Source organism: Rhodococcus sp. MPR-R1B, from assembly GCF_058793255.1.
The window spans coordinates 206,538-227,529 of the sequence record NZ_JBXAFO010000009.1 but is presented as its reverse complement, the minus strand read 5'-3'; the positions used below and the strand labels follow the sequence as shown (position 1 = coordinate 227,529).

The 20,992-nt window shown below is 60.5% G+C and carries 21 protein-coding genes; 8 read left to right on the top strand and 13 right to left on the bottom strand.

Annotated elements, in window-relative coordinates; translation table 11 throughout:
* Nucleotides 1-8 precede the first annotated feature (8 nt).
* The 5 genes from AC1Q61_RS15470 to AC1Q61_RS15450 form a co-directional block, all read right to left on the bottom strand.
* On the bottom strand, nt 9-4,382 hold the full coding sequence (locus AC1Q61_RS15470; protein WP_492650914.1) for an amino acid adenylation domain-containing protein: 4,374 nt from the start codon (nt 4,380-4,382) through the stop codon (nt 9-11).
* A complete protein-coding gene (locus AC1Q61_RS15465) occupies nt 4,379-5,026 on the bottom strand; it encodes a HemK2/MTQ2 family protein methyltransferase (protein ID WP_195791361.1) in 648 nt (215 codons plus the stop codon). The genes AC1Q61_RS15470 and AC1Q61_RS15465 overlap by 4 nt, the downstream gene beginning before the upstream one ends.
* 35 nt (nt 5,027-5,061) lie before the next feature.
* The gene (locus AC1Q61_RS15460; protein WP_019748755.1) at nt 5,062-5,559 is read right to left on the bottom strand and encodes a DUF2231 domain-containing protein; all 498 of its coding nucleotides are present in this window, start codon (nt 5,557-5,559) and stop codon (nt 5,062-5,064) included.
* A 63-nt stretch (nt 5,560-5,622) separates the two neighbouring features.
* Nucleotides 5,623-6,858: a sensor histidine kinase gene (locus tag AC1Q61_RS15455; RefSeq protein WP_019748756.1), complete on the bottom strand. Its 1,236-nt coding sequence runs from the start codon at nt 6,856-6,858 to the stop codon at nt 5,623-5,625.
* Complete coding sequence (locus AC1Q61_RS15450) at nt 6,855-7,517, bottom strand: response regulator transcription factor (RefSeq protein ID WP_195791359.1); 663 nt, start codon at nt 7,515-7,517, stop codon at nt 6,855-6,857. Before AC1Q61_RS15450 ends, AC1Q61_RS15455 begins: the two co-directional genes overlap by 4 nt.
* Nucleotides 7,518-7,998: 481 nt before the next feature.
* Here AC1Q61_RS15450 and AC1Q61_RS15445 point away from each other — a divergent pair, with 481 nt between their 5' ends.
* The 5 genes from AC1Q61_RS15445 to AC1Q61_RS15425 are packed head-to-tail and all read left to right on the top strand — an operon-like array spanning nt 7,999 to nt 10,919.
* Nucleotides 7,999-8,910 (top strand): FAD:protein FMN transferase, encoded by a 912-nt coding sequence (locus AC1Q61_RS15445; RefSeq protein WP_051119156.1) that lies wholly within the window; start codon nt 7,999-8,001, stop codon nt 8,908-8,910.
* Between the two features lie 2 nt (nt 8,911-8,912).
* Entirely contained in the window at nt 8,913-9,470 is a 558-nt protein-coding gene (locus AC1Q61_RS15440) for a ferric reductase-like transmembrane domain-containing protein (RefSeq protein WP_019748760.1), read from the top strand.
* Between the two features lies 1 nt (nt 9,471).
* Nucleotides 9,472-10,272: a hypothetical protein gene (locus AC1Q61_RS15435; RefSeq protein WP_492650915.1), complete on the top strand. Its 801-nt coding sequence runs from the start codon at nt 9,472-9,474 to the stop codon at nt 10,270-10,272.
* A gap of 30 nt (nt 10,273-10,302) precedes the next feature.
* The gene (locus AC1Q61_RS15430; protein ID WP_492650916.1) at nt 10,303-10,689 is read left to right on the top strand and encodes an NADH-ubiquinone oxidoreductase-F iron-sulfur binding region domain-containing protein; all 387 of its coding nucleotides are present in this window, start codon (nt 10,303-10,305) and stop codon (nt 10,687-10,689) included.
* Nucleotides 10,686-10,919: a ferredoxin gene (locus tag AC1Q61_RS15425; protein ID WP_080572300.1), complete on the top strand. Its 234-nt coding sequence runs from the start codon at nt 10,686-10,688 to the stop codon at nt 10,917-10,919. Before AC1Q61_RS15430 ends, AC1Q61_RS15425 begins: the two co-directional genes overlap by 4 nt.
* A gap of 58 nt (nt 10,920-10,977) precedes the next feature.
* Here the strand turns inward: AC1Q61_RS15425 and AC1Q61_RS15420 are convergent, their stop codons facing one another.
* A complete protein-coding gene (locus AC1Q61_RS15420; RefSeq protein ID WP_492650927.1) occupies nt 10,978-14,082 on the bottom strand; it encodes a multicopper oxidase family protein in 3,105 nt (1,034 codons plus the stop codon).
* Between the two features lie 317 nt (nt 14,083-14,399).
* On the opposite strand from AC1Q61_RS15420, the gene AC1Q61_RS15415 reads away from it, so the two are divergent.
* A complete protein-coding gene (locus AC1Q61_RS15415; RefSeq protein ID WP_042923073.1) occupies nt 14,400-15,011 on the top strand; it encodes a VOC family protein in 612 nt (203 codons plus the stop codon).
* Nucleotides 15,012-15,045: 34 nt separating this feature from the next.
* On the opposite strand, the gene AC1Q61_RS15410 is transcribed toward AC1Q61_RS15415, so the two are convergent.
* Nucleotides 15,046-16,065, bottom strand: a complete 1,020-nt coding sequence (locus AC1Q61_RS15410) for a cation diffusion facilitator family transporter (protein ID WP_031331634.1) — start codon at nt 16,063-16,065, stop codon at nt 15,046-15,048.
* Nucleotides 16,062-16,484, bottom strand: a complete 423-nt coding sequence (locus tag AC1Q61_RS15405; RefSeq protein WP_003942406.1) for an ArsR/SmtB family transcription factor — start codon at nt 16,482-16,484, stop codon at nt 16,062-16,064. Before AC1Q61_RS15405 ends, AC1Q61_RS15410 begins: the two co-directional genes overlap by 4 nt.
* 109 nt (nt 16,485-16,593) lie before the next feature.
* Between AC1Q61_RS15405 and AC1Q61_RS15400 the strand changes: the two genes are divergently transcribed.
* The gene (locus AC1Q61_RS15400; protein ID WP_029255500.1) at nt 16,594-17,019 is read left to right on the top strand and encodes a nitroreductase/quinone reductase family protein; all 426 of its coding nucleotides are present in this window, start codon (nt 16,594-16,596) and stop codon (nt 17,017-17,019) included.
* Between the two features lie 60 nt (nt 17,020-17,079).
* Here AC1Q61_RS15400 and AC1Q61_RS15395 read toward each other — a convergent pair whose 3' ends face one another.
* The 4 genes from AC1Q61_RS15395 to hisI all read right to left on the bottom strand — a co-directional run bounded on the left by AC1Q61_RS15395 (nt 17,080) and on the right by hisI (nt 18,840).
* Complete coding sequence (locus AC1Q61_RS15395) at nt 17,080-17,466, bottom strand: DUF2784 domain-containing protein (protein ID WP_030537060.1); 387 nt, start codon at nt 17,464-17,466, stop codon at nt 17,080-17,082.
* A gap of 73 nt (nt 17,467-17,539) precedes the next feature.
* Complete coding sequence (locus AC1Q61_RS15390; protein WP_007732240.1) at nt 17,540-18,166, bottom strand: SRPBCC family protein; 627 nt, start codon at nt 18,164-18,166, stop codon at nt 17,540-17,542.
* A 26-nt stretch (nt 18,167-18,192) separates the two neighbouring features.
* Entirely contained in the window at nt 18,193-18,486 is a 294-nt protein-coding gene (locus AC1Q61_RS15385; RefSeq protein ID WP_030537061.1) for a DUF1905 domain-containing protein, read from the bottom strand.
* Between the two features lie 6 nt (nt 18,487-18,492).
* The gene (hisI, locus tag AC1Q61_RS15380) at nt 18,493-18,840 is read right to left on the bottom strand and encodes a phosphoribosyl-AMP cyclohydrolase (RefSeq protein ID WP_003942390.1); all 348 of its coding nucleotides are present in this window, start codon (nt 18,838-18,840) and stop codon (nt 18,493-18,495) included.
* A gap of 103 nt (nt 18,841-18,943) precedes the next feature.
* Between hisI and AC1Q61_RS15375 the strand changes: the two genes are divergently transcribed.
* Nucleotides 18,944-19,465: a universal stress protein gene (locus AC1Q61_RS15375; RefSeq protein ID WP_042923075.1), complete on the top strand. Its 522-nt coding sequence runs from the start codon at nt 18,944-18,946 to the stop codon at nt 19,463-19,465.
* Between the two features lie 21 nt (nt 19,466-19,486).
* Here AC1Q61_RS15375 and AC1Q61_RS15370 read toward each other — a convergent pair whose 3' ends face one another.
* Nucleotides 19,487-20,968, bottom strand: a complete 1,482-nt coding sequence (locus AC1Q61_RS15370; RefSeq protein WP_492650917.1) for a flavin-containing monooxygenase — start codon at nt 20,966-20,968, stop codon at nt 19,487-19,489.
* Nucleotides 20,969-20,992: the final 24 nt, after the last annotated feature.

Here is a 20,992-nt window from a genome sequence, read left to right as displayed (position 1 = left end):
ACTCACCGTCACGATCTCGTGTCCAGCGCGAGCAGCGGCGCATCCGGACTCCTCACGAGAGCATCTGCGGTTGCGGACAGGGTCTTGGCGAAGAGGGTGGCGGTAGCTGCATCGAAGAGATCGACGGAGTAGACGAGTGCCGCCTCGATCCCGGCGGGTTCACCGGTTTCGTCGAACACTTCGGCAAAGTGAAAATGAAGGTCACACTTGGCGATGTCGAGTGGCCGCGGCGTGACCTCGAAGGTAAGCCCGTCGGATTCGAGCACTGCGGCAGGGAAGTTCTCGAACGACATTGCCACCTGGAAGAACGGATGCAGCGACGCATGACGAGGAGGATCGAGATAGTCGACCAGTCGCTCGAACTGCACATCACTGTGGTCGTGCGCCAACAGTTCTACTCGGCGGCACGCGGCTACAAGAGAGTCGAAGTCCGCCGAAACGTCGACGTATGTGCGAAGCACGAGTGTGTTCACGAACATGCCCACGAGGTCGTCGAGTTTCGGATGGCCGCGGCCTGCGACCGGGCTACCGACGATGATGTCGTGGTCACCGGACAGAGCACTCAGTGTCGCCGCTAAGACGGCGTGAACGACAGTGAACAACCCGGTCTCGGCTCGCTTTGCAGACGTCGTCAACCCGCAATGAGTCTCGGGATCAAGCAAGAATTCGACTCGGCCGGCCCCGAACGTCCACATCGAGGGTCGAGTGTGGTCGAGTGGCAGAGAAATCTCGCTCGGTGCCCCGTCGAGAACCGTCGCCCAATGTTCGAGTTGACCGACAGCGAGGTCGCTAGGCGCCTCCTGCGCTCCCAGAATTTCCGTGCGCCACATGGCGTAGTCCGAGTACCGCACCGCGGTCTCCGGCCACGTCGGGTGCGTGTTCCGCGCGCGAGCCTCGTACGCGATGGACAAGTCGCGCGCGAGGATGGCGAGAGACCATCCATCTGCCGCGATGTGATGGACAACCGCCGCAAACAGATGATCGTCCCGACCGTATGCACACACGATCAAGCGAATGGGGATCTCGGAACGCACATCGAAACCCCGAGAGAGCGTCTGGTGAACGATCGATTCTGCATCGCTCGAATTCCCTTCGACCACTGTAAGTCCGCGCGGAATCCGGTCCGGATTCACTACTAGCGGGCTGGGCGAACCCGCGACATCCGGATATACGGTTCGAAGTGTTTCATGCCTGACCATTACGTCATGTACCGCCGAAGCCAATGCGTCGTGGTCGAGTCCGCCACGCACGCGAATTGTGAAGGGCAGGTTGTACAGAGCAGGAGAGGTGATTTCTCGACCGATGTATTCCTGTGCGGGTGAAAGCAGTGGCGGCGAGGCGTCGACGGCCTGTTCCACTGGTGGCACCCGTCCGACGTGTTGGCCGAAGGAACTCGCGAGCGCGGCGGCGCTCGGCGAGTCGAACAGATCACGAACACCAAGGTCTATGCCGAAATCAGCGTTGAGGCGGCCGATCACTCGAGTTGCAGACAATGAGTCTCCCCCGAGATCGAAGAACGAATCGCTGTGGCCGATCTCGGTGGCCGTGAGCACTTCCTCGAATGTACGGATGATGCGGGACTCGATCGGTGTTGCGACCCGTACCGCTTCTCTCCGCTCGAAGGTGGGAGCGGGGAGCGCGCCCCGATCGACTTTCTTGTTCGTGGTGAGCGGAACCGCGTCGATGCGAATCACGACGATCGGGACCATGTATTCCGGCAACTTCTGTGTCAGAAGGCGTTCGATACTCGCATCCGAGTCCAGGATTCCCGAGTGCAGTTTCACGTAACTCACCAGCGCCGGCGAACCGTTGGCCAGATCGCGGACCAACGTCGTGGCGAACTCGACCGACGGGTGGCCGTACAGGACGGAATCGATCTCACCAAGTTCGATTCGGCGCCCACGCACCTTCACCTGATCGTCTGTGCGGCCGAGGAATTCGAGTTGGGCGTCGTCTGTCCATCGGACCCGATCGCCGCTTCGGAACATACGCTGGCCCGCTGAAAGAGTGGACGCAACGAAACGCGCAGCCGTCTCCCCCGCTCTACCCTCGTATCCTCTGGCCAAACCAGGCCCCGACAGGTAGAGCTCCCCCGCGGCCCCGGTGGACAACGGCTCGAGCGATGCGTCGAGTACCACCGCCTCGACTCCGTGCATGAGCCGCCCGAGTGTCACACGATCGTCGACGTTCAAGACGTCGGTGATGGTGACACTGCATGTCGCCTCGGTAGGACCGTACGCGCTTCGAACACGCACGAACGGCGCCCACCGGCGCATCAGTTCGTGCGGTAATTTCTCGCCACCGACTATCAGGAATTTCAAACAGGGCACCCGTTCCGGAGCCAATGTTGCGAGCGCCGAAGGTGTTACGAGTAGATGTGTCACGGCATGACGGCAGATGAGGTCTTCCAGCTCGAAACCACCAACGGTCTCGGGTGGGCAGATCACCGACGAGGCGCCGAACAGAGCGGGAGCGAGCATCTCTACGACAGACGTGTCAAAACTGGTTGAAGCACAATGCATTACGACAGAGCGTGAATCGAGCTCGTATTTCTTGCGAATGTCGGTAGCCAAATTGGCCAGGCCACGGTGAGTGACCGACACCGCTTTGGGCCGGCCCGTGGAGCCGGAGGTGAAGATCATGTAAGCCCGATGATCGGCATGTGAGGGCTCGGCGTCGAAGGACGGCCCGAAAGCATCGGGGTTACGGTCCAAAAACAGCCACTCGAGGGCGTACGGCAACGAATTTCGCAGCCCGAAAGTCGTGAGCCCGATCTTCGGTTTGCATACACCCAGCATGTCCACGACCCGTTCGGCGGGGTGGGCCGGAACGATCGGTACGTATGTGGCTCCTACACGCGCCACAGCCCACATTGCCAGGACCGATTCGATGGATCGCGGGATCGCCACGACGACAACATCATCGGGGCCTACATCGACGGACTTCAACTGCCGACTCCAGAGTCCCGCCATCCGATCGAGGTGCCCGTAGGTCCACGATCTGTCACCGTCGGTGATGGCAACCGAATCGACAGCGCGGTGCACTGCGGAACGCAGAAGAGAATCAAGACTTCTGGGCTCGATCGAAGGCTCGCCACGCGCCGGCCTCGTGGCTCCCAGCTCGGCATCCGTCCACAGGGGCGGAGCAGGATGATCCGGCGGCGTGTCGACGAATGCCTCGAGAAACCGAACGAATCGATCATGATGCGCAGAAAGTTCGGCAGAGCTGTACAGCGCACCGTTGGCCTCGAGATCGACGCGAACGTTCCCTGTGTAACCGGGGTAGACGTTTAGCGCGATATCGTCGACCGGTCCGGTCGTGAGTATCTCGACGTGACCTCGTACCGCGCCCAAGGTCAGGGTCCTGTCGAACAACATGACATTGACGACCGGACCGAACGCTTGCACTCTTGACTGCCGTCGACCGTCAGTCAGAGCAGACATGTCCTCCCGGCGGTAACGTTGGTGCCGAAGTGCCTCGCTCAGTGCGCTTTCGACAACGCATACCGCCGAGGAGGGGGTCAATGCACCCACTCCGTGAAGTACCAGAGGAACCACGTTCGACATCGCGCCCGGCAACGATCTCGACGCAGCAGTCACTCGTCCGGATACCGGCAGAGACAAACACAGGTCGTCGACACCACACATCAGTGCGACGTATGACGCGAACGCCGATATCACGGTTGCTGCCGAGAGATCGGACAGTGGCACTGTGCCACTCGCTCGCAGCGTACTTCCCCAAGAAGTGCCCATCACACTCGTACCCAAGGACGGAAGTGAAGGAACTGACCGGAGTTTCTCGTGCCAGAATTCTCGATCGCGGCCACAGCGTTGTGATTCTCGGTATCGGCTTTCCTGGCGGGCAACCGCCGCCGCGCGATCCGCCACAACCGAGTCGACCTGATCCGGCCTCACCGGACCAGCGGACAGATAGATCTCGGCGGTGCGGCGCATCAGAAGTGCAGCGGAGTAACCGTCGAGTGCGATGTGATGCGCACGGTAGTACCAGAACCAGCGATGAGGGCCGACCTGCAACAGATTTGCGACGGTGAGGGCAGTATCCGGATCGAGAGTTGCCGTGCTCCACTCTCGATTCATCCACGTCTTCGCTGCCCGGACGGGATCGTCGTATCGACGGAAATCCAGCCTTCCGCCGACCAGTGTCAGATCAGGGTCTTCATCCAATTCGGGCACTCCATCCGTCACACGTAGACGAAGGCCCGCAACGCCGAACTCCCGGTGCGCGGCGACTGTCGATGATTCCAGCCGAGATGCGTCCAGTTCACCGTTCAGATCAACGAACTGAGCTATGACAAACGGCGACGCCGGGTCAAGGGACTGAGCGAACCACAACGAGCGTTGTGCGGCTGTCAACGGCGTCATCGTCTCGCTCGGATCACGACGATCTCCTCGGTGACCTGGTCAGGGTCGATGACGCCGATCGACTCCAGGTATCGCCTGCGCGACAGCAAGACCGGACCGAAAGGAATCGAGGTCCTCGAGACCACCGATGCCTCGAGTTCGTTGTCGGCGAGCAGTTCGACGGTGCGATCGATGCCGCTGAGTGCGGACTGGATCAGCAATATCGTGCCCTCCTTCTGCAGAACACCCGGTGCCGTCGCACATATGCGATCGAGCAACAGGCGTCCGTCGTTGCCTCCGTCCCAACTACGAGCACGGCCGGTGCGCGGCGCACGGTCGTCCACGGAAGGAACATAAGGCGGGTTCGAGACGACGAGGTCGAATCGACGACCGTGAAACGGGGTCAGGAGATCTCCGTGACGGGCGTGGATTCTGTGACCGCGGAGTCGCCCGTTCATCCAGGTGCACACCGCGGCACGTCGTGAGATATCCACGGCGAAAACCGTTCCCGCCCCGGCCTTGGCCGCACACACACTCAGCGCACCACTACCGGAGCACAGATCGAGAACCTGAGAAGACGCATCCAACTTCTCGGCGCGTACTGCGTCGGAAATAAGACGGGTATCGCTCTGAGGCGCATAGACACCGGGAAATCGAATCATCACACTGCGCTCCTGCCGTGGACTTACTCGGTGGATGTCTACGACTGCTCCTGCCAGACTGCCTTCGCTCCGCTCTCACCGATGCGATAGACCTGAACCATCGAACCCACTGCCGCGACAACTGCGATCGCCGCCATCGCGACTGTCACGACTCGGAGCAGCGTCGAACTGTCGGACAGTGAAGTTCGTGCGCTTCGCCACTCGGTGAATCTATTGGTATGCAGGACCCACCATGTCGCCGCGAACACGAACACCGCGATGGACCAGATCAGAAGTTGATCACCGAGTTCGGCGTGAATCTCGATCAACTCGCTGTGAGGCGAATTATGTTCGAGCCATTCACCTGCATCGGTGGTGATCGGTACGAGTATCAACGTGACGAGGGCGATGGCCGGTGGGAAGATCCCGAGCCTGCGCCGAGCACTCGGCCACAGAACGGAGCAGAGAACCAGAACCGCCGAGAGCGGAACCAACACGACAACGAAATGAACGAGGAGTGGGTGAGCGGGTAATCCGCCGATCGTGGTCAGGCCCATGTCGATCAACGTAGGCAGAATTTCTTGGAGAGTTCTGGGGACCCTGCTCGAACGTGCTCGGTGTCAACGAGCTACCGGCAGCACAATCTCGAAGGACGAGCCGACATCCGGTGTCGATTCGACGAAGACTTTCCCTCGGTGCGCGTGCGCGATCTCGCGAACCAAGGACAATCCGATGCCATATCGCCGGCTACCGGCGGGTTGAGTCGGGCCATGTGAGAATCGGTCGAACAGAACCGGAACCGCTTCAGGTTCGATTCCGATTCCCGTATCGCTCACGCGGATTCTGACGTGGTCGCGATCTCGCTCGACGCGGAGAAGGACGTGCCCTCCTGGACGCTCGTGAGCAAGTGCATTGTCGACAAGCGCGAGAACCGCTCGGCGCAAAGCCGATTCGATACCCAAGACCATTGGCTCTCCAGTCCCGGCCTTGCTCACGTCGACAGCAATGCCAGATTTCTGAGCATGATCGGCCACACTGTCACGGACCTTCTCACACACTGCCGCCATGTCCACTCGATTCCGGGGTTGTCCGCTGTCGTCCATTGATGCGGCCATCAACAGGTCCTCGATGACTTCGCCGAGGGCCCGAGTGTCGTCCACCAGCCCGTTGAGCTGCGAAACAAGCTCAGAAGACTCGAGCGAGTCTCCGCGTCGAGCCAAAAGTTGTGCACGGGTGTGCAGTACGGTCAACGGCGCACGTAGTTCGTGCGACGCATCGGCGACAAAACGACGTTGCAGCTCGAGCGCCTGCGTCAGCGGCTGAATCGCACGTCGGGACAACAACACCACCACGCCCACAGATGCAGCAATTCCGGTGAGTTCGGCAAATCCGAGTGCGAGAAGTAATCGTTGCCTTCCTGATTCATAGGGCTCGAGTGCCGCGATCACGACAACGCGACCTTCCGCACCGTCTGAGACGAGGGCCCTGAAGTTACTGTCACCATCGGTGAAATCCGAATACCCAGCAGGCGAATCCAAAAGTTCTGCGGCCCCGGTGGGGGCATGCACGCTCACGGTCTCCACGCCACCATTGGAACGAAAGGCCAGCGACATACCGGGTGGAGGATCGTCCGCATCGTCTGCTGTGGCTGCGACCTCGGTCAGTGCAGAACGAATCTGACGATCCTGTGCCCGCGCGTACCCCACGTAGGACACCGCTCCAACGATCAGCAACACGGCACCGAGAGCAATGGCGGCTTGGACCGCAGCTGAACGTCCGGCTCGCCGTAGGCGCACCTCGTCACCGAACCCGATCCCAGATGACTGCCTGTCCTTGTTTTTGCTGCGGTCAATCATGATCCGAGCCGGTATCCGAGTCCGTGGACGGTGGCTACGACGTTCCTGCCCAGTTTCCGCCTGAGATAGTGGACATAAGTGTCAACGGTGCCTGGAGTATCTGCACTTCCGAAGACACGCCCCAGAAGCTGAGTCCGAGAAAAGACTTGCCCAGGCGATGCGCACAGAAATCCGAGCAGTTCGCTCTCGCGTTCGGACAACGAGGTCACCGATCCGGACTCGGTGTCGGTAGCCGTTCGGTTCGCTCGATCGATTTCCCACCTTCCGACCACGATGGGCACTATGGAGGTTCGGCGACGCAACAGTGCACGCATTCGAGCCAACAACTCGGGGATCTCGAAGGGTTTGACCAAGTAGTCCTCGGCACCGGCATCGAGTCCCTCCACTCGATCGGCAACGGAACCGCGAGCAGTGAGGATCAACGACGGTACTGAGCAATCCCTCGCCCGGAGCGTTTTGAGCAATTCCACGCCGTCGATGACCGGTACTCCACGATCGAAGACGAAAGCATCGTAGGTGCGAGTCAACGCCAGATGCAGACCGACTTGTCCGTCGTGCGCCACGTCGACCTCGTGCCCTTCCTCCTCGAGGAGGTCCGCGAGCATGCCAGCCAATTGCCGGTCGTCCTCGACAAGGAGAATTCGTGGTTTCGTGCCCATGCCTGCGAGCCTGCCACGTCCGTTCTGAGAACTCTCCAAGATTGCAGCGCGATCGTGGAACTCGGAACTCTCCAACGGCACGACCGATTCCCTGCAGCTTCACAGCAGACATGCAGCCCTGGACAAGCACCTCGGCCGATTGTTGAGTTCTCAATCGAATCTTCGAGAGCAGGCATCATATGGATACACCGGAAGACGGATTTCGACGCACCCGAATCGTCACCGGGACCCTCGTGGCATTCGGAGTCGTGGGCGTTGTCGGCGGAACAGTACTTGCCTATTCGGATACGCAGGCCACGGCAATCACAGCGACCACAGACGAAACCAAGCAATCGAGCAGTGCACCTGGCGGCAGTTCGACTCCGAACTCGCAATCGAAAACTACCTCAACCGCGGCGGCACCGAAGACCTCGAGCGGAAGTTCTACTCCCCACGCTCGATCGGCCGGATCGTGACCACCTCCCCGATCGTCGCGAGTTCCATGTGGAGGGTGTGGGGCCTCGAAGCCTCGGTCGTGGTGACAAAACCCGAGGCGATTCCATCTGCCAGGTCGATAATCGACGAGCGCCTTCTCGAAATAGAATTGGCATGCAGTCGATTTCGTGACGATTCAGAGATTCGAGCTCTCGAAAAGTCGACAGGCCTACCGGTCGAAGTGAGTAGCACGCTTGCCCTGCTGATCCAGACAGCACTCGATGGCGCAGAGTGCACGGACGGCGCCGTCGACCCGACCATCGGCGCAGCGCTCGTCGCGCTCGGATACGACCGCGATTTCGCGCAGATCGAAGGCAGGGACGTGCCGATCAAGACATCGTTCGTCTCTACTCCGCAGTGGACCTCGGTCAAACTCGACGGACAAAAGGTCACAGTTCCCTCGGGCGTCCAACTCGACCTCGGGGCAACGGCAAAAGCACTTGCAGCAGACGAATGTGCGCACGCCGTCAGCATGTCACTCGACTGCGGAGTGCTTGTGTGCCTCGGCGGAGACATCGCTACCGCCGGACCGGCGCCGGACGGTGGGTGGATCGTTCTCGTCCAAGACGGCCACGACGCCCCGGCCGATACGGTCGCCATTCCAGGCGGGACATCCATCGCTACATCGAGCACCAGGAAGCGTCGATGGTCGCAAAATGGTAGACACGTGCACCACATAGTCGATCCGCGGAGCGGCACCAGCGTTGATGCCGCATGGCAGACAGTCACCGTCGGCGCGGACAGTTGTGTGTCCGCAAACCTCGCGAGCACCGCCTGCATCGTCCAAGGTTTCGAAGGTGCACGGAACCTCCTGAACACCGGGCTACCGGCGCGACTGGTGGATCGTGCAGGTGCGGTCCGCCTACTGAACGGATGGCCGACGGACGATGCTGTCGGCACCGGCAGAAGGCAACCCTAGTCGTGGACGAAGCACTGTGGGCATTGGGTCGAGGGACAGGTATCACCGCTCTCGTGTTCTTGACTGTGTCGATGATTCTCGGAATCGTCACGCGGTCCGGTAGGGCTCTACCGGGACTACCTCGATTCGGCGTGCAGAACGTACACAGGGCCGCCGCCTTGATCGGGGTGATCCTCGTAGTCGTACACATGCTGGCACTGTTGGCCGATCCGTACGCACAACTGAAACTCGTCGACTTCGCCTTCCCCTTCCTGGGCAACTATCGTGCCTTCTGGCTCGGACTGGGCACCCTTGCGTTCGATGTTCTGTTCGCGGTGTCCTTGACAGGACTGCTGCGAAATCACATAGGAAACAGCACTTTTCGACTCGTCCATTGGAGCGCGTACGCTCTCTGGCCGATCGCGTTCGCGCACGGACTGGGAAACGGAACGGACTCTGGACACACATGGTTTCTCGCCATCGCCATCGGATCAGCCGTCGCGGTGACCGGAGCAGTTCTCTGGCGAATCCGGACAGACTTCGTCGAATTCTCGACCCTGCGCCTCAGAGAAGGGACATGACGTGACAACCGAATCTACCGATGCCGGCCTTCTCGCCGCATGCTCACCCGATCTAGCCGCCCACACGGCCCTCCACGGCCACAACCCACGCCCGTCACGGGGTACCTTGAGCCGACAGCTCGCCGATGCGGGTCTCCACGGGAAAGGTGGGGCGGCATTTTCCACTGCGCGAAAACTCGATTCCGTAACTGGACGGCGTGTTGTGGTTATCGCAAACGGCAGCGAAGGCGAACCGCTCAGCGACAAGGATGCAGTACTACTCGAACGTGCGCCGCACCTCGTCCTCGACGGCTTACAACTCGTCGCACACGAGTGCGGAAGCGGAGAAACATACCTGTACGCAGGATCCCAGCAGCTTCACTTCCTACGGAATGCGTTGCAACAAAGAAGGACTGCCGGGCTGACCGAGCCCTTGGTCACACTCGTGGCTTCACCGAAGACATTTATCAGCGGCGAAACGTCCGCGGTAGTCGGAACGATCGAAGGCCGAGCACCCATTCCTCGAGACCGTTCGGTACACAGCACCGTGGCCGGGCTGGACGGTCGACCCACCGTGGTTCACAATGTCGAGACACTGGCACACATCGCACTCATCGCCCGATACGGACCCGAGTGGTTTCGCACGCGAGGGCTGGGCGGCGCGTCGGGGACCACCTTGATCACCCTGTCAGGTGATGTGACCGTGAGTGGTGTCGTCGAGATCCCGATGGGAATTCCATTGGATCAGTTGGTGACCCAGTATTCACGTACTGATACTCCGTCGATCAGAGCAGTCCTCGTCGGCGGGTTTCACGGAGGTTAGGTCGATGCGCAAGACTTGCCGACCACAAACATGACAACAACGGCTTTGGCGACGGTCGGTGCTTCGCCCGGCGCCGGAGTCATTCACGTACTGGGTCACGCAAGGTGTGGTCTGAAGACTTCAGCCGACATCGTTGAGTATCTCGCCGATCAAAGCGCTCGTCAGTGTGGACCGTGCATCAACGGAATGCCCCGAATGGCACGCGCGTTGTCCGATATTGCCTATCGCTCAGGGGCGGCCCACACCCAGGAGTCGATCCGATATCTGGCGGATCTGATCGAAGGGCGTGGGGCATGCAAACATCCGGACGGGACAGTGAGATTCGTGAAGAGTTCCCTTCGCGTTTTCCAGCACGATCTCCGAATGCACGCTGCAGGAGCCTGCGAGGTCGGCACACGGATGGGAGCGGCATCATGAGCGCAAGAACGCCCAAAGTCCTACACATCGATTGGACTACGTGTGAAGGTCGAGGACTGTGCACGGAGTTGCTGCCGACCCTGCTGACGCGTGACGAATGGGGATATCCACTCCCACACGATCGCCGACGTGAGCCGCACATCCCCACCGATCTCGAGACTGATGCCCAACGCGCCGTCAAACTTTGTCCCAGAGCCTCATTGAGGGTTCTCTCGGTTCGAGATCGATGAAAAACTGATTCCGTGCTCAGATCCGGACTTCGTAATCAGTCCTCACTGTCGACATCGATCATCGACCGCCGAGAGGCAGCGCTCCCCCGCCGACGGGATAGGGCGGCAGCGTTCCCACAAGCGTCGGTGTCAATGTGGTCGCAGACGGATCTGCACGACCGAGAGTGAATTTCCGAACTTCGGCACCCGTTCCGTTGCTGCCGCTGACGAGGAGATCCGCGCCGGCAGTCGTGCTCGTCGTGGCCACTCCCACACCCGACCCTGGAGCGGTGAACGGGTCGAAAGCTGCAACCTCCCGAAACGCCACGTCCGTCGAATGGTGATCTGGACTCTCGAGGTACATCTCGGGTGCACCGTCGAGCCTGGATCCACTCGAAAAGACGCGGATTGATCCTTCTCCTCCGAGCATGCCTGCCACTATCGACTTTGCGCCACCCTCGGCGCCGGCCACCCAACCCGTCGACAGAGACACCCCGTCGCGGTAGCCCTGGCCGAATGCCAAGAACTGTGATGTCGTTACAGGACCATTCGTATGACCTGCGTGTTCATCGGAGTCGCCCTCCGCAGCCGCAGTCGGTTCGTACAGGTCGTAGCGGAACGTCTTGATCAACGACTCCTCGCCCGGACCCGGTGCGGTCACGATGCTCGCTCGACCGGAGTGACTGTCAACCATTCCGGTTGCGAACGTGACTCCGCTACTCGATCCCGGGTACGGCGAGAACGAACCGAATTCTGCGGGTGCGGACCTCTTGTCCGCCGGAAGGTCGGTGGAGTAAATCTTGACCTGCGACTCCATCCCTGGGCCCGAGGCAACGATGATGTTGTCCGCCAGTGCGTTTCCGTCGATATCGACGCCGCCGATGTTCACTCCGCCACGAAAACCCACATCGAAGGGGGCGAATCTTGCCAACTCGTCGGTGAACGGCACGCCGCCGACTGCGTTGTACGCCACCACTTCCGGAGCCGAGCCTGCCCCTGTTCCAGCGACCAGATCAAGCACCATGTCTCCGTTCACGTCCGCCATCGCAACACTCGGGGTGCCTTCGAACGACGGGAAGGGCGTCACAGCGGTGATCAGTTTGTCGCCGTTGGCATCGAATATCTGCACCTTGGCGGGCACGCCGGCCGAACCAGGTACCGCGACGGCATACGTCGATACCTCGGGAATCACGCTGACGGTAGCCATCAAACCGTTGTCCTCGTGGTTGAGTCGGTGGCAATGGATGACAAAGGTTCCGGTGTACTCGGTGAACTTCGTCCGCAACGTCACCGATGCTGGTTCCAGCGCATTCTCGTTCTCGTCCGTCACCGGCGCCGGCACGTTCACGTTGTCGATTCCCCAGGGCTGAACGCCCGTCGTGGTACCTGCGACGGGATCCACAACTTCCGTTACCTGGAAGTCGTTGACGTGAATATGCATCGGGTGTTCGTCGTTGTTGAGGTTCGTGATCTTCCATTCCTCAACGGAATTCAGTCGCGGTTGAATCAGCGGAATGTTGGGGAACGTGTTGTCGGCGAATTCGTAGGTGAAGGCCTTCGGATCACTGTTGCTGGCCTTCTCGTTTCCGAACCCACCGGACACTGTGAGATTGCGGGTCACGTCGGGCGTCATCGCTGCGGTATCCACGAACGAGGTGTAGGTATCGAGCTTCTGTCCGAACTCGAATGGAGTCGTCTTTCCTTCACCCTCGTCTGGCGTCGCACGGATCAACTGCTGAGTCGGGAACGTGAAGAATCCGTCCGCGTAACTGATCACCGACGGGTCGACGGTGACGGTTCCGAGTTCGGCGGGCGGATTGTCGGTACCGTTGTTGGTGTAGAGAATGCCTGGATTGCTCACCGGCTTTGCACCTTCGAGCGGTGGCATCTCCAGCACCAGATCGCCGGACTCCGGCATCGTCACTGCGATTGCGTATCGCGAGGCCGGCGGAATCACCAGCCTGGTTCCGTCCCCATCCACGGGTGGCCTGACCTCGTCGAACGGGTTTCCGTCCTGCCCTACGATGGCGAACTTCGGATGGGCGCCGGTTGCGGTTTCCGTCAACGTGACCGGCATGTAGGCAAAGTCGCTGATGTTGGCAAGCACCCAGATCTCGGTCTGCCCCGGCTTCAGTTTCAGCGACGGCTGGAACTGACCGTTCACGGTGTACTGCACATCGCGTTGGTTGTCCGGCAGTGAGGGATCGGCCGGTACAGTCGTCGATTCACCCACAAAGCTCTGCAGATTGCCTGGAACGAATTGATTCTGTCCACGATGATTGGCCGGGGACAACGGTCCGGTATACCAGTTGGTGAAATACTGCGCGCCCTCGGTGGTGTCCGAGAAATTCACCGGAGCAAGGCTCGGACGGTACGTCCCGTCGGCTAGTTCCGTACCGGCGGGTGGCGTCAACGTACTGACGAATTGGGGCCAGTTCGCGTCGTTGAGCTGTAGGCCCTTTCCTTTGCGGTCGAATACGAAGTTGTACTGCAGTGCCATATCGCGAATCGGAACGTCGTTTGCCGTCACGACAGGCAGATTGCCGTCCGGCCGGCCGATTTCCAGTAGCCCGGCCAGGCCCATGTACGTCTGCTGGGCGGTGAGGGTGTGCCGGTGACTGTGATACCAGTACAGACCGTTCGGCATCGTCCCCGGAATCGCGTAGTCGTACACGTTTCCCTGGCCGGCGGGAATGTTGAGCAACACGTTGTCCGCATTGCCGTCCGGACTCACGTGCACTCCGTGCGTGTGCAGATTCAGCGGAGCCGACGTCAGCGCCGGCGGATAGATCGGCACGTCCCCGCCCGCCGGTGTGAATGCCGGATCGTAGAAGTCCTGGATCGTGAGATCCTGCAAATCGTTGTCGTAATGAATGATCAATCGCTCTCCGGGATTGACGCGGAGAGTCGGCGCCGGATAGACGTCACTCGCCGAGGTCGATCCGTCCGACGCCGTACCGCGGATGACCTCGTACCCGAAGAGCAGAAAATTCGACACGGGCGCCGAAGCGGTATCGAGCGGAATCACTCCCTGATGAGCGGACAAGCGCACCTCGAGAACACCATCTCGGCTACTCAGTTTCACCGGCTCCCGATAGTCGACGGCGGTTCCGCCAGAGCCGTAATTGCCGCCCACCTCGGGCGCCGATTCACCGGAGGTACACGCGGCCAACGCCATCGTCATGGACACCACTACTGCTGCGGCTAACGACTTTCCTCGCAGTGTGATCACTGGTTTCCCCGTTCCATGGTGGCGTGAGATACGTCCGATCAGCGCTCACCAGCCTATCGAGAAAACATGGGCTGAACAGGATATTCACGATAAATCGCCCACCTAAGGCCTGCGTGAGTGCTGCACCTTGCAAGCAGTCTCAGCAAACCGATCAGAAATCGAGAAGCACAGCCACGGGACCCGCAATTACGTTGAAAAACATGAACACACCACAGAAGTCCACTTCCGACCACACGTCGTCGATCCACACATCAGCAGGGAGCGCCCAGATGACCACCGCGCAATCCGTGATCCTCGACGTTCCCGACCTCGCGGCAGCCGAAGCCTTCTACAACGCTCTCGGCGTCGGAGATCGAATCCAGCTACACGAATCGAACGAACCGACAACAGGGTTTCGTGGGTACACCCTTTCGCTCGTCGTCTCTCGACCTAACATCGTCGACGCCTTCGTCGGCGCAGCACTCGCAGCCGGTGCCACCGCCTTGAAGCCTGTCAAGAAATCCCTCTGGGGATACGGCGGAGTCGTCCAGGCTCCAGACGGTTCCATCTGGAAGATCGCCACGTCGTCGAAGAAGAACGACGGGCCGGCCACCCGCACGATCGACAGCCTCGTGCTGCTACTCGGCGCCGAAGACGTCAAGGCCAGCAAGCAGTTCTACCTCGACCGCGGACTCGAGGTGTCCAAGAGCTTCGGTCGCAAGTACGTCGAATTCACCAGTGCAGCAAACAATGTGACACTCGCACTGTATGGTCGCCGCGCTTTGGCAAAGGATGCCGGGGTTGCTCCGGAAGGCACCGGATCACACCGTCTGACCGTTGCCGGCGCGTCTGAAACCTTCACAGACCCAGACGGTTTCGCCTGGGAAGCCGCCTGCGCTTGACATCAAGCACAGATCACCGGGAAGGCGGCCGGTATCAGACTTCGGAGTTGGCCGCGTCATGCGCCGGGTACGCATGCACCAAGGCAGTAGCGAGTTTGGGCACCGCGTGAGTGAGCGAATGCTCGGCGCTGTGTGCAATCGCATGAGCTTCGGCAAGTGTTGCCCGGGGATCGATGTCGAGTTCTGCATCGGCATGCAGTCGGTGTCCGATCCACCGCATCTTCAGATCACGAACACCGAGGACTCCAGGTTCGTGCATCAATGCATGCTCTGCGTCGTCCACCAACTCAGGTTCGACGCCGTCCATCAACCTCCGGAAGACGTCTCGCGCTGCAGTCCTGAGCACCGCCACGATGGCAACGGTGATGACAAGGCCGATGATCGGATCTGCCAACGGGAAACCCAGCGCAACTCCCCCCGCCCCCAGAAGGACTGCGAGCGAAGTGAATCCGTCGGTCCGAGCATGCAATCCATCGGCCACCAGGGCCGCTGAACCGATTTGCCTGCCGACCCTGATCCGATACAACGCCACCAATTCGTTTCCGATGAAACCGATCAAACCTGCCGCCGCTACCCAACCGAGGTGCTCGATCTCGACCGGGTTGATCAATCGCCTCACCGCCTCGACACCGGCGATCACTGCCGACAGTGCGATCATGGCGAGCACGAACAGTCCGGCCAAATCCTCCGCACGCCCGAAACCATAGGTATAGCGCCTGGTCGCAGCGCGCCGACCGAGCGCGAAGGCAATCCAGAGTGGGACTGCCGTGAGCGCGTCGGAGAAGTTGTGAATGGTGTCCGCCAGCAGCGCCACCGAACCCGAGATCGCCACGATCGCGACCTGAGCAACTGCGGTGACTCCGAGCGCAACAAGACTGATCTTGACCGCCCGGATGCCGATTACGCTCGATTCCAATGCGTCGTCGACACTGTCGGCAGCGTCGTGACTGTGCGGCGAGAACACTTCGCGGACTGCCGATCGAAATCCCTTCGGCCCGTGGACATGGCGGTGGCCGTGGCCGTGGCCGTGGGACGTCTTGGGTTCGTGCGTCACGACGCACCTTCTTCTTGATCGGTCCGATCGACGTTCGCCGAGCGCTCCGGGTGTATCTCCCGAAGCTCACCTTCACTACGGTGATGCCCCGGCAATCCGGGTCCGGCATGCTCCGCATTGAAGACCGCGTCCGTAACCAGTTGGCGCACATGGTCGTTCTCCAGGCGATAGAACACCGTCGTACCATCGCGGCGGGTTCGTACCAACCTTGCCATGCGCAATTTCGCCAGGTGCTGCGACACCGAGGGCGCCGGCTTGCCGACGCGTTCCGCCAGTTCGTTCACCGAGCACTCGCGGTCGACCAATGCCCACAAGACCTGCACACGGGTTGCGTCGGCCAGCATGCGGAACACCTCGACGACGAGGTCGACTTGATCATCGGGAAGCTTGCGGCGACAAACACCACTATCTGCGTTCATACGTAGATAGTAGATCATGCTGGACGCCGAAGATGACCTCTCGTCGATTCACCAGTTGTGCAAAGCTTGGCGGCAGAGCCCTTCGCCACTCGCAGACCGGGAGACAACGATGAGTACCGACGATTGGAACGCAGGAATCATTGCGGAATTTCGGGAGAACGAGGGCAAGGTAGGCGGCCCCTTCGAAGGTGCGCCCATGGTGTTGGTCCACCACACAGGACGCAAATCCGGACGCGATTTCGTGAGTCCCATGATGTATCTGGCAGACGAGCAGGATCCGAAGACCATCTACGTTTTTGCATCCAAGGCCGGTGCCCCGACCAATCCCGACTGGTACTACAACCTCGTTGCCACCGACCAGGCAGAGGTCGAGATCGGCACCGAAACATACCCGGTCTCCGTCAGCGAAGTAACCGGCGAGAAGCGTGACCGCATCTACGACGAGCAGGCCAGTCGATACCCGGGATTTGCCGAATACGCGGAGAAGACCGCTGGGATCCGCACAATCCCGGTGGTAGCCCTGACTCGCGCGTAAATCCTGGTAGCACCTCCCAGTCGTTTCCATTCGGAAACGGCTGGGATCGTTTGTACGGAATCAGGTCGCTGAAGAGGCTTTGACCTCACCCTTCGCATGCCGTCCGAGCAGCACGTATCCTACCCAGGATCCGACAACCACTGTCGCCGCGAGCGCCTGTACAAGGCCTTCGATACTCGCCGGATAGAACACGCCGGTGATGTAGTGCGAGATGAATCCGGTGGACGGCAACTCCGCGATCCCGGCCATCCGGCGGGCCCAGTTCTCGAGATTGGTCAGCGGGCAGTCGTATCCGACCGCTATCGAACCGACTCCCCAGACGACTGCAAGAAGGTGGAAACCGATGGTACGACGCCACTTCCACGCCACGAATCCACCCAGCACCACATAGAGGACAAACCCGAAGTGAACGAACACCGTTACTACTTCGATGAGCCGATACACCATCGTCGTCTCCGCTCGTGGCGCGGAAGTCCCGCAACAACCAGACTAATCCGATGTTAGTCCTCGTAGAGGTGATCTACCCGGTGTATGCAGCGGTCGTGCGAGCCGCGGCGGCTGCAGCCGCATCCGGGTCGTCGCCCGATGCGATCGCAGCTTCGGCCCACAGTTCACTGCTTCCCGCGATGAATGCCTTGGCCTCGTCGCTCGCCGACCACTCGGGTGTCTCGAGTGGCGTCGCGATCCCCAGTTCCACGTGTCGAGCCAGCCCGAGCAGTCCCATGTCCCACCCGACGCCGACGGCACCTGGACCGTACTCGGCCCACCGATCCGGCTCCACGTCCGCGGCATGTTCGAAATCGAACAGCGTTGCACCACTGCCCTTTTCGGCGAGATTTACAGTCACATAGCTCACATCGCCGCCATATTCCCAGGTGATGCGAAGAGTTCGAGGAGCTTCGCACGCCAAAATCTCGCCGCCGGCGTTGCCCTCGAGCTGATAGTGGCCGCCGATCATGGCTTCTCCCGCGACCGGCATGAACCATTGGCGAATGCGGTCGAACTCGGTGATCGCCGCCCAGACCGTGCCTATTGGTGCCGCGAGAGTCCGCGACATGCGCAGCATGCGCGTTTTCCCCTCGTCTCCGCCGAACGGGCCCAGTTCTCGCGCCACCAACTGCAACGAATCAACTGCTTTGTCGACCATGAGACTCCTCGGTTCGAGCGAAACTTTCAGCTCAGTCGCTGCTGTAGATGTACCGCTACCTCTTCTCCAGCGGCGCTCTTGCCGATCGCCTTGCACAGCGCCACGCGCAGCGGAAGCCAGTGCGGTCCGTCACCGGAGGGCATCAGCGTCGCCTCGAAGGGATGCTCACCATCGAGGGTCCCGACCACCTTCACAGCGCGTCTGGTTCCCAGAATTTCCGCCGAGCCGGGCACGGCCAAGAACGTTGCGAACGCACCGTCTTTCTCGATGGGAGCGGTGAACGAGTAATCGAGCGGTTGTGGAGTCTTGTCAGTGGCCATCTCGCGTCACTGCTCAGCAGCGAGCAGGACGTCGGTGTCGAAACACGTGTGAGTGCCGGTGTGGCACGCGGCGCCCTCCTGATCGACGATCAGCAAGACGGAATCGCCGTCACAGTCGAGTCGCACCTCGTGGACGTACTGGGTGTGCCCCGACGTCTCACCCTTGACCCAGTACTGCTGCCGCGAGCGCGAATAGTACGTCCCCTTACGGGTTTCCAGTGTTCGCGCGAGCGCTTCGTCGTCCATCCACGCGACCATCAGCACATCACCGGTCGACTTCTCCTGCGCAACCGCGCTGAACAGTCCGGCGTCGTTTCGCTTCAGCTTCGCCGCGATTGCGGGATCAAGACTCATATGACGTTTATACCTTCCACCTGTGACTTCCGTGGAATTCCCCTGCACGGCCGCCCTAGAATGGAAGTTCCTTCGCTTCTCTCGCTCTGGAAGAAGATCCGACATGAACCATCAACGTCATGACGGTCCGCACCCGGAGTACATCTGCCATCTCGCGAACCTGAGTACCGATCGCGTCCGAACCCGCCACGTCGTTCTCGGCATCGACCCAGGTGCTACCAGCAAGAATGTACTCAGCTACGCACTGACGCTTGCCGCCAAGGAGGATTCAGCCCTCCACGTCGTTCACTGCATCACGTCCGAGGACCTACCTGTCGAAACCGACTCACCAGAATTCGAAACGCGTCTGCACGACGAGATGGTGTCGCAACGCGAGCAGACAACCTCGGCACTTGCCTCGCACGCCGACACCTGGACGTACGACTGCACCTATGGAGACCCGGCCGGTGTCATTCTCGCAACCGCGGACAAATACGACGCATTTACCATCGTGATCGGATCTCCGCGAAAAGGCGCTGCCTCCGCGGTGAGCCGACTGATGCACATCTCGGTCACTTCCCGACTGAACCGGCAGAACCGTTATCCCGTGATATCGGTTCCGACCGGAGTCAGCTCGGCAAGATAGCCGAACGCGGGACAAGCCCGCCTAGATGATCGAATAGTCCTCGAGCGGAAAGCGTTTCGCTTCGACGAACGCATTCCGTGTAGACGTGGGCCGCAGAATCGCAGCCTCGCCGTGCTGATTGAAGTAATAGCTTCGTGCAGTCTGGCAACTACCGCCGTAGAAGACGGAGTCCGCCAGGTTCTCGGTCATCCGGTCGAGGAACTCGGCGTTGGCAGTTTCGGTGACCTCGAATGTTTCCGCGCCGCGCCGTTTCACCTCGCCGAACAGTCGATCCATGTGCTGCATCTGGGATTCGATCGTCGTGAAGTAGGACAACCCGCTGTACGAGTACGGACTGGCGAGCGTGAGGAAATTGGGGAAATACGGAACCGCGACCCCTTCGTAGGCCTGGAAACGGTTGTCGCGCCACCACTTACCGAGGTTTCGTCCCTCTCGACCGATAACCTCGATGGCTGGAAAATTCACATCCCAGAGGTTGAATCCCGTTGCCAGCACCAAGGTGTCGATCTCGGTCTTGCGACCGTCGGCGGTGACGATTCCGTCGGCAGCGATGTGGTCGATCGGCGTCGTTTCGAGATGCACGTTGTCCTTGGTGAACGTACGGAAGTAGCTGTTGGAAAATGTGGGACGCTTGCACCCGAAGTCGTAGTCCGGTGTGAGTTGTTTGCGAAGGCTGGCGTCGCTGACCTGGGACCGCAGAAACGCACGTGATGCGGCCGCCGCACCCTTGTTCAACAGTTTGACCTGCTTGTAGTGCAGGACCGCGCTGACCATGATCATTTCTAGGATCGACGAACTGACAGCGCGCGCGATTCGCTGGGTGAGCGGAATACGCGAGAACAGCTTCTGCACTGCATTCGGAATGGGGACGTCGATCTTGGGAACCACCCAGATCGGCGTGCGCTGGTAGACGGTCAACTCTGCGGCCTGACGCGCCACCTCGGGGATCAACTGCACAGCGGTGGCGCCGGTTCCGATGATTGCGGTCTTGGTGCCGGACAGATCGTAGGAATCGTCCCAGGCCGTGGTGTGGATGATCTTGCCGGCGAAGTCGTCGATACCGGAGATGTCGGGCCGATGCGGTTGCGAGAGGAAACCCGTCGCAGTCAGGAGGTACTTGGCAGTGATGTCCGGCGCGCCTTCGACGGATACGGCCCAGTGCGAGGAATCCTCGTCCCAGCGGGCTCCGTTGACCACGGCACCGAACGTCATGTGCTTCCGCAGATCGTACTTGTCCGCGACGTGGTCGGCGTACTTCTTCAGTTCCGCGCCCGGTGCGAAAAGCCTGGACCAGTTCGGATTGGGCTCGAACGAATACGAGTAGGTGACCGACGCGATGTCGACAGCCAGACCGGGATAGCGGTTGACGTGCCAGGTTCCACCCAGATCGTCCTCGCGCTCGAGGATCGCCAGGTTGTTCAGGCCCAGCCGCTTGAGTTGAATGGCCGCACCCATTCCGCCGAAGCCCGCCCCCACTACTACTGCGTCGTACTGCACTGCCATCGGAGAATCCCTCTCGTGAACTGC